Source organism: Oceaniferula spumae (genome assembly GCF_042849255.1).
Taxonomy (GTDB): Bacteria; Verrucomicrobiota; Verrucomicrobiia; order Verrucomicrobiales; family Akkermansiaceae; genus Oceaniferula; species Oceaniferula spumae.
Map to the genome: position 1 here is coordinate 1,839,660 of NZ_AP026866.1, position 14,223 is coordinate 1,853,882.

Annotated in this window: 10 protein-coding genes; 6 read left to right on the top strand and 4 right to left on the bottom strand. The window is 53.9% G+C overall.

What is annotated here, in order from left to right; translation table 11 throughout:
- The first annotated feature begins 32 nt into the window (after positions 1-32).
- From ACSPJT_RS07700 to ACSPJT_RS07710, 3 genes are all read left to right on the top strand, one after another.
- Positions 33-533: a hypothetical protein gene (locus ACSPJT_RS07700; RefSeq protein ID WP_435895791.1), complete on the top strand. Its 501-nt coding sequence runs from the start codon at positions 33-35 to the stop codon at positions 531-533.
- 115 nt (positions 534-648) lie between these two features.
- Positions 649-1,170: a phospholipase D-like domain-containing protein gene (locus ACSPJT_RS07705; RefSeq protein ID WP_435895792.1), complete on the top strand. Its 522-nt coding sequence runs from the start codon at positions 649-651 to the stop codon at positions 1,168-1,170.
- The gene (locus ACSPJT_RS07710) at positions 1,167-2,360 is read left to right on the top strand and encodes an MFS transporter (RefSeq protein ID WP_435895793.1); all 1,194 of its coding nucleotides are present in this window, start codon (positions 1,167-1,169) and stop codon (positions 2,358-2,360) included. Before ACSPJT_RS07705 ends, ACSPJT_RS07710 begins: the two co-directional genes overlap by 4 nt.
- Before the next feature lie 14 nt (positions 2,361-2,374).
- Here ACSPJT_RS07710 and ACSPJT_RS07715 read toward each other — a convergent pair whose 3' ends face one another.
- From ACSPJT_RS07715 to ACSPJT_RS07730, 4 genes are all read right to left on the bottom strand, one after another.
- Positions 2,375-5,035, bottom strand: a complete 2,661-nt coding sequence (locus ACSPJT_RS07715) for an MGH1-like glycoside hydrolase domain-containing protein (protein WP_435895794.1) — start codon at positions 5,033-5,035, stop codon at positions 2,375-2,377.
- A 100-nt stretch (positions 5,036-5,135) separates the two neighbouring features.
- On the bottom strand, positions 5,136-6,125 hold the full coding sequence (locus ACSPJT_RS07720; protein WP_435895795.1) for an alpha-L-glutamate ligase-like protein: 990 nt from the start codon (positions 6,123-6,125) through the stop codon (positions 5,136-5,138).
- On the bottom strand, positions 6,122-7,657 hold the full coding sequence (locus tag ACSPJT_RS07725) for a UUP1 family membrane protein (protein ID WP_435895796.1): 1,536 nt from the start codon (positions 7,655-7,657) through the stop codon (positions 6,122-6,124). The genes ACSPJT_RS07720 and ACSPJT_RS07725 overlap by 4 nt, the downstream gene beginning before the upstream one ends.
- 18 nt (positions 7,658-7,675) lie before the next feature.
- The gene (locus tag ACSPJT_RS07730) at positions 7,676-8,236 is read right to left on the bottom strand and encodes an ATP-dependent zinc protease family protein (RefSeq protein ID WP_435895797.1); all 561 of its coding nucleotides are present in this window, start codon (positions 8,234-8,236) and stop codon (positions 7,676-7,678) included.
- A gap of 281 nt (positions 8,237-8,517) precedes the next feature.
- Here ACSPJT_RS07730 and ACSPJT_RS07735 point away from each other — a divergent pair, with 281 nt between their 5' ends.
- The 3 genes from ACSPJT_RS07735 to ACSPJT_RS07745 are packed head-to-tail and all read left to right on the top strand — an operon-like array spanning position 8,518 to position 14,222.
- The gene (locus ACSPJT_RS07735; protein ID WP_435895798.1) at positions 8,518-9,885 is read left to right on the top strand and encodes an efflux transporter outer membrane subunit; all 1,368 of its coding nucleotides are present in this window, start codon (positions 8,518-8,520) and stop codon (positions 9,883-9,885) included.
- 17 nt (positions 9,886-9,902) lie between these two features.
- The gene (locus tag ACSPJT_RS07740; protein ID WP_435895799.1) at positions 9,903-11,093 is read left to right on the top strand and encodes an efflux RND transporter periplasmic adaptor subunit; all 1,191 of its coding nucleotides are present in this window, start codon (positions 9,903-9,905) and stop codon (positions 11,091-11,093) included.
- Between the two features lie 6 nt (positions 11,094-11,099).
- Positions 11,100-14,222, top strand: coding sequence for an efflux RND transporter permease subunit (locus ACSPJT_RS07745; RefSeq protein ID WP_435895800.1), 3,123 nt, complete (start codon positions 11,100-11,102; stop codon positions 14,220-14,222).
- The last annotated feature ends 1 nt before the right edge of the window (position 14,223 follow it).

Here is a 14,223-nt window from a genome sequence, read left to right on the forward strand (position 1 = left end):
CACAATTTACTCTATCAACGACAATTAGGTTTATGAAACTTATAGTTCTCACCATAGCCCTGATCACAACCTGTGCTCATACTTCTGAAACCATGCAAGATGGTGCCAAATACAAACAAGCTCTGACCGAAGCTGTAAAAAGCGCCGATCAGATCGTCATCATGGAACATTCCCATTCCGATGATTTTCGCAGGGCAAATATTAAAGCGCCGGAAAAAAACGTCATCTACAAAAAAGCGTCTCTAAATGCCGCACAAACGAAACTGCTGCTGAGTGATCTGGAAAAAATGCCGGGAACCACCAAAAGCAAATTCGCCGCATGTATCTTTTGGCCGCATCACACGATCCAGTTCTACAAAAAGAAAAAACTCCTGAGCTCCATTGAGCTTTGTTACCACTGTGACGACTCAGAGTGGTCATCCACAAAACTAGTTCCTCCAGCCAAGCTGCTACCAACGCTTTCACAAACCCTCAAACGCCTCGGCATGTCGACCGAACGCAATTGGGTCGCGCTCACCAATCGAGTCAATTAGAACTCACCTCCCCCGTCGCAACAACACCTACGTTGCTAGAGGTAAAAATGTCCCAAGTCAGATATTCGCTCGATACCGCACACGACATTCGGTAGGCTGATTCTATCAGCAGACCATGACCGAGCTCATACTCAACGAACAGATTCACCAGAGGGTGATTAAGGAGCTCATCCCTGAGGCTCGACATTTTCTGTGGATTGTCACTGCGGATCTCAAGGATATGCACGTGTCCAAGGGGCGCCGCTTTGTTCCGTTTTTAGAAGTGCTCTCTGGTTTGGTGCAGGAGGGCATCGGTGTGAGATTATTTCACGCCAAAGAGCCTGGTCCCAGATTCCGATCGGACTTTGATAAGTATCCCGCATTAGTGGAAAGTGATCTGTTCGAACGCATCCTCTGCCCCCGTATCCACACCAAGGCTATCATTGTTGATGGTCGGGCTGCATTTATCGGATCACCCAATCTGACCGGCGCTGGCATGGGTGCCAAAAACCCGAACCGTCGTAACTTCGAGGCTGGATTTATCACTGATGAAAAAGATCACCTCTCTCCATTGTTAGAATGGATAGACACACTTTATCTCGGGGACTTTTGTAGGAAATGTCAATTGAGGGCACACTGCCCTGATCCCATCGCATGAGCCACTCACCATCCAGATGGCAGCATGTCGTTCTGATCATCGGCATTTTACTGATTGGGATGAACCTGCGTCCGTCCATCACCGCGCTCTCAGCTCTTGCTGAACGGATGCACTACGATGGGCTCAGCCGGGAGACGATTGGCAGTCTGACCACCATTCCGTTGATACTATTTGGTGTAGTCGGACTATGGGCAGGGTGGATAGGAAAGCTGATGGGCTTCGCCAGAGCACTTGGCTTGGGGTTGTTTCTTATTGGCATAGGTTGCTGGATCAGATCTCTGCCAGGTGATGTTGAAATATTCTCACGTTTCGGTGGCACGATCCTGCTCGGCGCCGGCATCGCCTTGGGCAATGTGGTCTTACCCGGACTGGTAAAAAGCCGCTATCCTAACCACGTCGGCATCCTAACAAGTTTATATGCCACCTCGATGAATTTAGGTGCTGCCTGCGGGATTGCCTTCTCTGTGCCTCTTGCTGAACTGCTGCCTGGCGGATGGAGATCGGCACTGGCTGCCTGGGGAGGCTTCGCCATCATTGTCTTGTTACTCTGGTCGCCACAAATGTTTGCCCGCCCCACGACTAGGAAAAGTGAACATCCTCTGGCTGGCGTAATGGTGCTGGCCAAGCAGATTCGAGCCTGGCAAGTCGCCGCGTTTATGGGGCTCCAGTCATGGGTCTTTTACTGCTCCGTAGCCTGGCTACCCACCTTGTTACAAAGCAAGGGAATGGCAGAAACGACAGCCGCAAACTGGGTGGTAGGCATGCAGCTGTTAGGATGTGCTGCCAGCCTCACAATTCCCACACTCGCAGGACGGTCAAAATCTCAGAGTTCATGGGTCGTAGGGTGTGCCCTGTTCAACGTTGTAGGACTTACAGGCACTTTACTACTTCCTGGAATCTGGCAGATCATCTCATTGCTGATCCTCGGGCTTGGACTGAATGCAGGTTTCGGACTGGTGCTGTTACTGATCCCACTCCGCAGCAAAAACCCAGAAACGGCAGCCAGCCTGTCATCAATGGCTCAAGCAGCAGGGTATCTATTTTCGTCCCCCGGACCATGGCTAGTAGGCCTACTCAGCACGACCGCAGGTGGATGGCCGTTGGCCTTTGGTGTGGTCATCGGCATCGCTGTGTTAGGCGGCATCGCAGGATTCCTAGCAGGTCGGCCAGGTGAATTATCGCTAGACTGATTCAACCGGTTCGATCAGTCCACTAAGTCACGTTTGTGAATCAGGTGGGTGACCAATGATGTCCAGCCCGTCTGGTGGGAAGCTCCGAGTCCCTCCCCTGTTTCCGCATGGAAATATTCGTGGAAGAGTATGAGGTTATTCCAATGGTCTTTCTTAGCGTATCGTTCTGCTCCGCCAAAGCAGGGACGCGACCCTTCCTTATTAGGAGTGAACAGACTGACAAGGCGACCGCACAAGTCGTGTGCCACCTCGCGGAGGTTTGCCTGTTTTCCTGAGCCTTTGGGATATTCCACTGTGAAGGAGTCTCCGTAGTAGAAATAGTAGCGTTCCAAGGCTTCGATCAGAAGGTAGTTGGTCGGGAACCAGATCGGACCTCGCCAGTTTGAGTTTCCGCCGAACATGTCCGTGTCTGACTCCCCTGGCGTGTATTGCACTTCGTTGATCTGACCGCCGTGCGCAAAGATGAACGGCTTGGCTTCATGCGCCTTACTGAGAGAGCGGATACCGTAGGGTGATAGAAACTCATCCGGATCTAACATTCTCTCCAAGGTTTTACGAAGACGTTCTTCGGAGGCGATGGATAGAAGTGTAAGTCCACCCAGACCACGTTTCTTCGCTCGGCGGAAGGAGATGTATTTCAACATGTCCGGCCTATTAGAAAGGAACCAGTCGACTCGACGCTTAAACTCTGGCAATTGATCGATGACCTCCTGCGTGAGAGTCATAGTGGCAAACAGAGGCAGCAGCCCTACCAAGGACCGTGTGCGCAAGTGCATAGGCTGCTCGTGACCGATAATCAATTGATCGTAATAAAAGCCATCCTCTTCATTCCATAAACCAGTACCACCGAGCGAGTTGATCGCGTCCGTGATGTTAACGAAGTGCTCGAAAAACTTAGAGGCGATGTCACCGTAAGCCGGATTTTCCGGTGCCAGCTCGAGTGCCATCGCAAGCATGGTTAGACAATAGCTGGCCATCCACGCAGTGCCATCCGCCTGGTGCAAGCTGGATCCATCCGGAAGCGCATGAGACCGGTCGAAAACTCCGATGTTATCCAGACCCAAGAATCCTCCACCGAAGACGTGACGCCCTTCACTATCTTTACGGTTCACCCACCAAGTGAAGTTGATGAGCAGTTTTTGGAACGCTTTTTCAAGGAACAACAGATCGCGCTCACCGCGAGGGGCTCCGATTTTGTAGACTCGCCACACAGCCCAGGCGTGAACGGGAGGGTTCACATCCGAGAAGTTCCACTCGTAGGCGGGAAGCTGGCCGTTCGGGTGCATATACCACTCGCGCAACAGCAGAAGTAACTGGCTTTTGGCAAAGTCTGGATCGATCGAGGCAAAGGCGATCATGTGGAAAGCGGAATCCCACGCGGCAAACCACGGGTATTCCCACTTGTCGGGCATGGAAAATACGTCTTGGGCGTAGACGTGTTGCCAATCGTGATTACGCCCCTGCAATCTTCGCACCGGAAGCGGTGCCCCGTCAGGGCTATGGTTGAGCCAGTCTTTGACGACAAAGTGATAGAACTGCTTGGTCCACAGCAGGCCGGCATAGGACTGTCGACAGACCTGTTTTTCCTCATCCGGAAGATGCTGTGGGATTTTTTCCTCGTAGAACTGATCACACTCAGCCACCCGGGCAGCGAGGGTTTCCTCAAACTCTTCGAAGGCTTGGAATCCATTGTTTTCCTTCTCACGATGGAGTCTGCAGCGAATGGAAACAGAGGCTCCGGCTGGAATCAAAAATTTGAACACTGGAGCGGCCTTGGTTCCCTCCGGCTTAGGATTAACCACTCCCTTTGCCCTGTCGACGATGTGCCGGTGGAAGGCATCCTTGGTGTAAGGGCTCTTGCTCTTACGATTGTAAATAGCCTCCTCGTTGGTTTCGTTCTCAGTGAACAGCCATTCTCTGAGCGGGCAATCGGTCGTGGATTCAGAATGAAACACGAAGTTCCCAAGAGTTTCATGTTTGATCTTTAAAACTCCATCCTCGAGGTATAACTGAGGTTTCCTATCGGGCTTCTCGTTTTTATTTCCACCTTCCCAGATGTTCCGCAGCCAGACCATAGGTAACACATGGATGGGAGCCCGGACGGGTCCGCGGTTGGTCACCGTGATCTTCCAGAGAATATCCTCCGGTGTTCGTTTCGCCACCTCTTGAACCACATCGAAATAGCGGTCGTCGTCGAAAATTCCGAGGTCCGCCAGCTCCAGCTCAGGATCCTTGCGTGACAGTTGGCTGTTTCTCGCAAGAAGCTCTTCGTAGGGATACGCACAATGTGGATACTTGTAGAGAGCCTTGGTGTAGGAGTGGGATGGCGATGAATCGAGGTAATAGTAACATTCCTTACAATCCTCACCGTGGTTACCCTCGTGGCCGCCGAAGCCGTAGAGCCGCTCCTTCAGAATGGGATCCTTACCATTCCATAATGCGGGAGCAAAACATAAGCGCCCACGTCGGTCCGACCAGCCGTTCAGCCCGTCCTCACTCCATCGGTAGACTCGACTCCTTGCTTGGTCGTGAGGAAATGCAGACCAGCTGTGGCCGTGCTCAGAATAATCTTCACGCACCGTCCCCCACTGGCGTTCGCTGAGATAAGGCCCCCAACGCAACCAATGTTTAGTACGTTCGCGGTTTTCTTTGATGCGCTGGTTTTCTGGATTCATAAGGGTTGGTGCGCGGAAGCACTGACGCTGCAATAACCAAGGTCCAGCAAGCATCAAGCCAGAAACACGGCATTCGTGTGACGACTGTTTTACACCAGAGTCAGGCTGGCTCCGAAGTAGGCTTCTTAGCGAACGCCTCTACTGAGAATTCAAGGCGCTGTTTCCAGTCTTGCTTCGGATGAGCTATCGCTTGAGCTTTGGCCTTTTCAAAGCGATGCCTGAGGCCGGTTGCATTAGCCAACTGGATCGCCAAGCCGGGCCGGGCGTTGAGCTCGATCACCACCGGTCCACGCGTTTCATCCACAATCAAATCGGCACCAAGATAACCTAGGCCGGTCATTTCATACCCCTTGGTCGCCATTTCCAGCACTTGATCCCAGCCGGGGATTTGAAGACCTATCAGCTCAGTATCAAGATCCGGATGTACGTGCACGGAGATGCCGTGGTGGATGGCGTGAATGGTTTGGCCGGTGGCAAGATCAATGCCGATACCGATCGCTCCCTGGTGAAGGTTGGCTCGACCATCCGACTGCCGGGTGGCCACGCGAAGCATCGCCATCACTGGATAACCATGCAGCATGATCACTCGGATATCAGGGGCTCCTTGGTAGCTTATCTTTGACAAGCCTTCGTGAGAGTTAATACAAGCCTCGACCATCGCGACATCACGCTGCCCCCCGAGACTGAACAGACCACCGAGAATTTCCGAGGCATGACGCTCGACATCTTTAGCGGTGATCACCACGCCGCTGGCTTTGACAAATTTTTCACCGCGTCTGCCCTTGATAACCAAGACCCCACGACCACCACTCCCGCGTGACGGCTTCATGACAAATGAATCGTGACCAGCCAACGCCTCGGATAGATGTGTTAGCCCATTCTGGGTACGGAACACGTGATAAAGTTCTGGAACGGCCAAGCCCATCTCCTGGGCCAGTGTTTTGGTCACCAACTTATCGTCCACCTTACGGTAGAACTTACGGTTATTGTTAGGTAATAAATACCTACCGTTCCGTTGGTTCAAGCCGATCACCCCGAGCCTGTTAAGCTCGCTTGGAAGGATCAACCATCTGTGCCACCACTTTTTCATAGTTCCATTTCTGCGGCGTTACGGAATCTGAACAATTCGGATAGGCGGTATCCTGTGTAGCGACCTAACAATAGGATGATCGCTAACAAGATCAGCAAAATCTCAGGGAAAAATTCGACCCAATACTGCGCCAGCTGAATTTTCATCATGAGGTAGGAAGCGACAGCCGCCACCAAGCTGCCAGCAATCTGCATGATAGCACTAACAGCACCTTCCTCGTCCCAGATCAGCGACATACGCTCAATGGTCCACGCTAATACAATCATGGGGAAAACCGTCACACGTAGTCCATCGACAGCACCCAGTTTGTAACTCAACAAACTCACCCCCATCATGAAGATGGTGACGATTACCACGCAGGCCGCGACCCGGGGCACGACTAACAGGTTGAACTTGGAAAGCACGGCGCGGAACATCAGACCTCCGAACAGCATCGAAAGAAGCATGATGAAAGCTGCGGCCATTGGCAGTTCAAGGAATGCCAAGCCTAACAAAACTGGCATGAACGTGCCCAGCGTGACAAGACCCACCAAGTTTCTCAAGAGAACCACGGCGAGCACGCCTAGCGGAATCAGGGCGGCATATCTGAAAGGTGCGCGTTCGCTTACCGGAAGGGCTGAAATCGTCGCCACCCACCATGGAGCATTGGCCATCCGATCTGCGGCTCCTGCTGGAGCACGTTCCTTGATCGCGGTGAAGTTGACCTCGGAATCCTTGCCTCCGTATACCTCGAGCATCGTCTCTGATCTCGTCCAGACGACGATATTTTCCATACTATCCCCACCTGGCATCACCACGCGCCAGACCTTTTCATTTCGGTCATAGTACTCGATTAGATTCACCGGTTTGTGAGAGCCTCGCTCTTCGATGAGTCTCACTCCGAAACAAGCACGGGCGGCGATGCCTCCCTGCCCTAACAGGTCAATAGCCAGCTTCTGCTCCCATTTTACAGGGAAATTCTTCTCGTAGTATCTCTGAAGGAAGGAAAATTGACCGTCCGTGGGCTTTTCCGCAATGATTTGTTGAACCTGCTGCACATAGGTCTCGTCATCGGCGGACTTCTGACGCGCGACTTCGCTGAGTGCGCTCAATGCCACTTCACGTGAGCCTTTGGCGCCGCTGGGCACAACCTCAGGAACGCCTTCCGCTCTGGGATGAGGAAAGATAAACCTCTCCGAGCCCTCTTCTACCAGGACGCGATAGTAGATCAACTCACGCCCCTTGGGTTCTCGAGCTGACCACATTCCCACCGCTTGACCGTTTTCGATTTCACGTTTGAAGCCGTAATTCTCCAAGGACACCTGATGCCCTTGCTGCGCATTATCCCAGCCCACACCTGGCATCGCCAAGCGCACCTTGACTGGTTTTCCCTGGGCCGTGTAAGAAACCCGGGCTTCCACCAGCCAGACTCCACGCTCGTGATCCGGCAGCAGTGGCACTTGCAGCACCCGATTTTTATAAATGATCCCTGCCGCGCCCACTACTACGAGCAAGCCAACGAGACCGGGAAAAGAGAAAAGGCGTTTAAACATATGAAAATTCCCAGAGGGTTAGTTGCCAGCAGGCACCTTTTCAGGAGCCTTCTTTTTGGCGGGTGCCGGCTTTTTCGGTTTGGGTAAAAGATCGGTACGGCTTGCATCGACGTGGCCCAACTGTTGCAGGAGGTTCCGGCCGATGAGCACGGCACAGGTCATGGTGCTGCGGTCATTCAAGGTGAATTCGCCCTTAAATTTCTGGTCGCCAATCTGGAACACCAAAGGAACCACATATCGAATATCCAGCCCTCCGCTATCATTTTTCACCTTGGCCATGCGTAGCACTGGGGCCTTGTAGCGCAATCTGGTGGTGGACTCACTGTCTGGCTCTGAGATGGTGAATTTGACCCATTTCTTTCCGTCAATTTCGAGAGGTTCGAGGTTAGTTGCGTGGATCGAGCATGTGCGAGCACCGGTGTCTAACTTGGCACGGAGAACGATCTCTGGCTTAACCACCCATACCCATTCTTTCCAACCATACACACGTGTTTTCTTTTTCGGTTCCTCCACAGGCACAGCCTTCTCTTCGCTCGTCGCGGGCTCTTCCACTTCCGGCTTGTTTTCATCTTGGGCCATGCATGGAGCCATCAAAAAAGTGGCTGTCATCAGTATCCCAATACTTCCCTTCGCAATCATCATGGAGGCTAGACTATGAATTATACCTGCCCTTGTAGAGCAATAAATCGAGGTGTTTAGTCATTTTCATTTCTCGTGAAAAACCGTCATTTTCCTCCGTAAGTGTAGGCTGAAACCATCAACTACCCGATCTCTGCCCCGTATATCACCGCATACCCGTTGACCTTTCAGGTTTCGGGCTGTAGCTTCCCTAACATTATTTCAACTAACTATACTCTCGTGTGATCTCACTCCGACGCCAAGCCCTGATCCTAATCATACTTCCCCTCACAGGTTGCACGCCCCCCTCGGCTCTGGACGCCGACGGTCCGTTGGTTTCGGGGGGGATTCGATATCAGGAAACCAGCGGACGCACAGTGGGAGGCAGCAGTCTCTGGTGGCGCAGCTTTTCTGATTCGGGATTAAATCGCGACATGCAGACGGCGCTCCAGGGGAACCTGGCGCAGCAACAGTTAGGAGCTCGGATCAAGCAAGCCTCTGCGAGTTTGCGGGCAGAGAGAGCTGCCCTCTTTCCTCAGGTCGATCTCAGCACATCCGCTTCTTACGATACCGAACGCCCCGGCAGCACAGAGAATGCCGCCTCGTTCGGAGGTTTGTTCTCATGGGAAATCGATGTCTTCGGTCGAATCCGCTCCGGCGTCACAGCCAGCCAACGTGAATACAACGCCACCATCCAGGACTGGTTAGGTGGTCGGCTGATGCTCTCCGCCGCAGTGGCCGAAACCCGCTTTCTCGTTCTCGAGCAACGCGCCACCCTCAAGGTGCTACGCAAGCAAATCGAGACGAACAAAACTTTGCTAGAACTGGTGCAGTTACGGGTCGGCCAAGGTCTCGCATCTCGCGTTGACCTTCTCCAGCAAGAACGCCAACTCGATGCCACCAAGACACTGGTCCCACCCGCTGAGGCTGAATTGGCCGCCGCCGAGTATGCGCTCGATGTGCTAACTGGCCGCGCACCCGGCGGTCGCACCCGTGATACGCGGTCGACACTACCTGCGCTGCCAAGCACGCCCGGAACCGGTGTTCCCTCTGATCTGTTGAAAAACCGGCCGGATTTACTCGCCCAGTGGAACCGCATTCTCGCTCTCGACGCCAAAACCGGCCAAGCACTGGCTGACCGACTGCCAAGGTTTATTATCGGTGCATCCCGCAGTGCCTCCAGCATCGATAGCGTGCGTTCAATTATCTCCTCGATCATTGCCGAAGCCACCGTGCCCATCACCGACGGAGGAGCACGTCGGGCCGAAGTAGCTCGCAGCAAAGCCGAACTTCGGGCCGCACTGCTGGAGTATTCAAACAGCTACCTTGAAGCTATCAGAGACGTGGAAACGGCATTGGTCCGCGAGCGGAAACAGTCCGAGCGGCTCCGCCTAACCAACCGACAACTAGACACCGCACGTAAGGCTCTCGAAGAAACCCGCATCCGATACAGCCAAGGCCTGAGCGATTACCTCCCAGTAATCGATGCCCTCACATCTGTGCAGACCCTTGAGCTTTCCGTGCTCACCCTACAACGTCAGTCGCTCACTCTGCGTGTGGCGCTGCACCGCGCTCTTGGCGGCCCGATGCCTAAAGTTCAAGTCCCCTGAGCCACAAAAAAATCGTCATGAAAAAGCATAATCCTCTCGGCGTCATTCTAGGCGTGGTGATCGTGATCGCCGCTGCCCTAGTTTCCTGGTGGCTACTGCGCACCGCACCAGTTCAAGAAAGCACGGATAAAAAACGCTCCGCCAAGATCGTGCAAACGGTGAAAATCTCATCAAAAGACCGCGACATCGTAGTCACCGCCTACGGCAGTGCCATTCCTGCCCGACAGCTGGCTGTAAAATCGCAAGTCAACGGACGCATCATCTCCCAACACCCTTCACTCATTCCTGGAGGGCGGATTTCCAAAGGCGAAACGCTTTTCACCATCGACGATACCGATTACCAGATCGCGGTCAAAGAAGCGAAAACCGCACGGGCCGAGGCCCAGGCGGAAGTGGATCTGGAAGAAGGCCGCCAGACCGTGGCCAAACGCGAGCTGGAGCAACTCCGCGAAGACTTGCCCGAGGCCGCCATCAACAAGGCGCTGGTTCTGCGCGAGCCATTCAAAGCCCGCACGCTGGCCCAGCTCGATCGCGCCAACGCCGCTGTTGCCAAAGCCGAACTCGATCTCAGCCGAACCAAGATGGTGGCCCCCTTTAATGCGGTAGTCATCGATGAATCTATCGAGACCGGACAGTTGGCTCAGTCCGACACCAATCTAGCAACACTCGTAGGATCAGATGTCTACTGGATCCAAGCCAGTGTTCCAATTTCCCAACTGAAGTGGATCCGTCTACCGAAAGAAGGTAAGGAAGGTGCAGAGGCAACAGTGACCTTGTCAGCCGATGGAGAATCACCACTCACGTGGAAAGGCAAAGTCGTGCGACTCCTCGGTGATCTGGAAGGAGCCGGTCGCCAAGCTCGGGTACTGATCGAGGTGCCAAAACCGCTCGACGCCAACCCATCGCAGCCGCTACTGTTAGGATCTTATGTACAAGTAAAGATCGATGCTGGCACATTGAAGCAGGTTTACGAAATTCCACGCGCCGCTCTCCGTGAAGGAGATCGTATCTGGCTTGTGGGACCGGAGGAAAAACTGATCATCCGCGATGCGGAAATTCTCTGGCGCAAGGAGAACACCGTGGTCATTCGCAACAGTATCGCGGAGGACGAGGTGCTGGTTGTTTCTGATATTAGAGCACCACTTCCAGGAATGGCCGTCGCTCCAGAACTCATCCAGACCAACCAAAAGCCAGCCCCTAACAAGTAGCCCAAGATGATCTCCCAGGATAAAGGACTACTGGCTTGGTTCGCGCGAAATCATCATGCGGCGAACCTGCTGATGATCACCGTGCTGGCAGTCGGGATCATTTCTATTTTCAACATCAAGCAGGAGGTCTTCCCTGTCTTCGCACTCGATACTGTGGAGATCGAAATCCAGTACCGCGGTGCTGGTCCGGAGGAGGTCGAGCAGTCCGTTATCGTCCCCATCGAGTCAGAGTTACGAGGGCTGGAAATCATCCGTCGTTTGGAGGCTACCGCATCCGAGGGTAGAGCCACGGTTGTCGCCGAACTCTATCCTAGTTTTGATAAAAATCGTGCGCTCCAGGAAATCACAGCTGCAGTTCAACGCATCTCGGTGTTTCCCGATGAGATCGAGCCTCCAGTTGTTAGGCTTGGTACGGGTCGGAGGCGTGACGTCATGCGCATTTCCGTGTCAGGAGATCTCAATGAACGAGACCTCGTCGATTTCGCCCACGAAGTGGAAAGCGGCCTGCTCTCCCAGCCAAACATCACCTTGGTTGAACTCAGGGGCGTGCGTGACGCAGAAATTGGCATTGAGATCACCAGTGCGCAGCTGCGCTCCCTCGGGCTGACTCTCGGTGATGTGGCGAGACGTGTGGGAGAGGCGGCACTCGATGTGCCGGGTGGCACCCTGCGAACTCCCGGAGGCGACCTGCAGCTACGCACCAAAGAACGCAGAAATAATGCGATAGGTTTCAGAGATATCCCCGTGATCAGCGGCACGGACGGCACCAAGGTTCGACTCGGCGACATCGCCAAAATCACCGACGGATTCGAGGAAAGTGAGCAAGAAAGTTATTTCTACGGCAAACGCGCAGTTACCATCGCGGTCTTCAGTTCTGAAAATCAGGCGCCGTTAGAAGTGGCCCAGGAGGTGCGTGAATTCATCGAACGCGAACAGAAAAAACTCCCAGACTCGGTGAGTCTCAGCCTATCGAGGGATCGTTCGGTCGAGTTTGAAGAGCGTGTCGGTCTACTGATGAAAAATGGTGCCATGGGACTGGTGTTGGTCTTGCTGGCACTCGGACTGTTTCTCGATCTGCGGGTCGCATTCTGGACTGCGATCGGCATCCCCATTTCCATCCTCGGTTCCATCGCGCTGCTCCCCCTTGGGGGATCCACCATCAACATGATCTCGCTGTTTGGTTTCATCATCACACTGGGTATCGTGGTCGATGACGCCGTGGTCGTGGGTGAGGAAATTTTCCACCGGTTGTCCCAGGGTGAATCACGCGCTAGTGCAGCCATTGCTGGCGTCAAGGCAATGACCATGCCAGTGATCTTTGCCGTCACAACTAACATCATCGCCTTTATGCCCTTACTGTTTGTTCCGGGCGAGAACGGTCAGTTTTTCGAAGTGCTTCCGGCAGTTGTGATCGCAGTCTTCACCGTTTCATTGATCGAGTGCCTGCTGATTCTTCCAGCCCACTTGGCAGCAGCCGGTGGAAAGGAGAAAACGGGCGGCTTGTTTGATAAAATCAACGGAGCCCAGACCCGACTGAGACATGGCATGGAAAATCTGATGGATCGCAGCTATCAGCCGCTGCTGGATTTCGCCATCCGCCACCGGGTCCTAACGTTGGCCATCTTTGTGGCTACATTGATCCTGACTGGGGCATATCTGGCGAGTGGTCGACTTGACTTCAAGTTCCAACCACAGATCGAAGCCGACTTCATTCAGGCGGAGATTGCCATGCCGGCAGGCACACCCATCGATCGCACCCGCGAAGTGATTTTCATCGCTGAAGAGGCGGCTAAAAAGGCACTGGAGCTGGCTGGCGAGGGAGAGATCACCACCAGCATCTCGGTCGAAGTCGGCGAAGACTCCTCAAACCTCGGTGAGGTCGCAGTCACCCTGGTTCCGCAAAGCCAGCGCAAAATCACCGGCGGTGAGTTCGCTGATCTTTGGCGTAAGCAGATGCCTAAGATCCCTGACATGGAATCGATATTCTACGACTACCTCGTGGGCCCGGGCGGCGAGGCCGAAATCGATATCCAGCTAGCCCACCCTGACCTCGACGTACTGAGACAGGCCGCAGACGAAGTAGCCGATGCCGTAGCCGCATATCCGGGCACAGCGGACATCCGTAAAGGCGCCGGCCGCGAGACTCCGGAGCTGCAGTTCGAGTTGACTCCAGAAGGTCGTGCGCTCGGCCTGACCTCAGAGATGTTAGGTGCCCGAGTGCGTGATGCATTCCTCGGAGCAGAGGCCCTTCGCCAACCTCGCGGACGCGAAGAAGTCCGTGTGATGGTGCGCCTTCCTAAATCTGAACGCGTCTCACTGGAAGGACTGAAAAGTTTCCTCATCCGCACACCCGGCGGAGGGGAAATCACTCTGGGTGAAGCGGCGAAAATTACGACCACCAGCGCTCCCTTGCGCATTCGCCGCGTCGATGGTGGCCGGGTGCTTAAGATCACCGCTAACGTCGTTCCCGGAGTGACTACCGGAAACAAAGTATTAGCCGCACTTGAGAAAAAGGAACTGCCTGAAATCCTCAACGCCTATCCGGGACTCAGCTACAGCTTTGAGGGGGAACAGCGCGAACAGGCGGATGCGATGCAAAATCTTGGGGTGGGTTTGGTCGCTTCACTGTTTGCCGTATTTGCCATTATGGCAGCGCTGCTACGCAGCTACATGCAATCGTTCATCATTCTGTTAGCCATTCCTTTCAGCCTGGCAGGAGCTGTGATCGGACATGTGGTCCTGGGATTCGACATGTCCATTTTTACGATCTTCGGCATGATCGCACTCTGTGGAATGGTGGTGAATGGCGGCTTTGTGCTCGCTGTCACACGGAAACGATTCATCGATGAAGGAATGCCCATCGAGGAAGTTACCCGTCAATCCGCAGCACGGCGGTGCCGCCCTATCCTGCTCACCTCGATCACTACGTTCCTCGGTCTTGCTCCGATGATCTTGGAGAACAGCGTACAGGCTCTTTTCCTCGTTCCCATGGCCATCAGCCTCGGAGTTGGCACGCTTGCCTCTTGCCTGGTCATTCTGCTAGTTATCCCTGCGGCTTTCACCATGACCGAAACTATCAAGAGCTTCGATGCTCAGGGCACTGTGGATCGAGATGACCAAGAAATCTAAT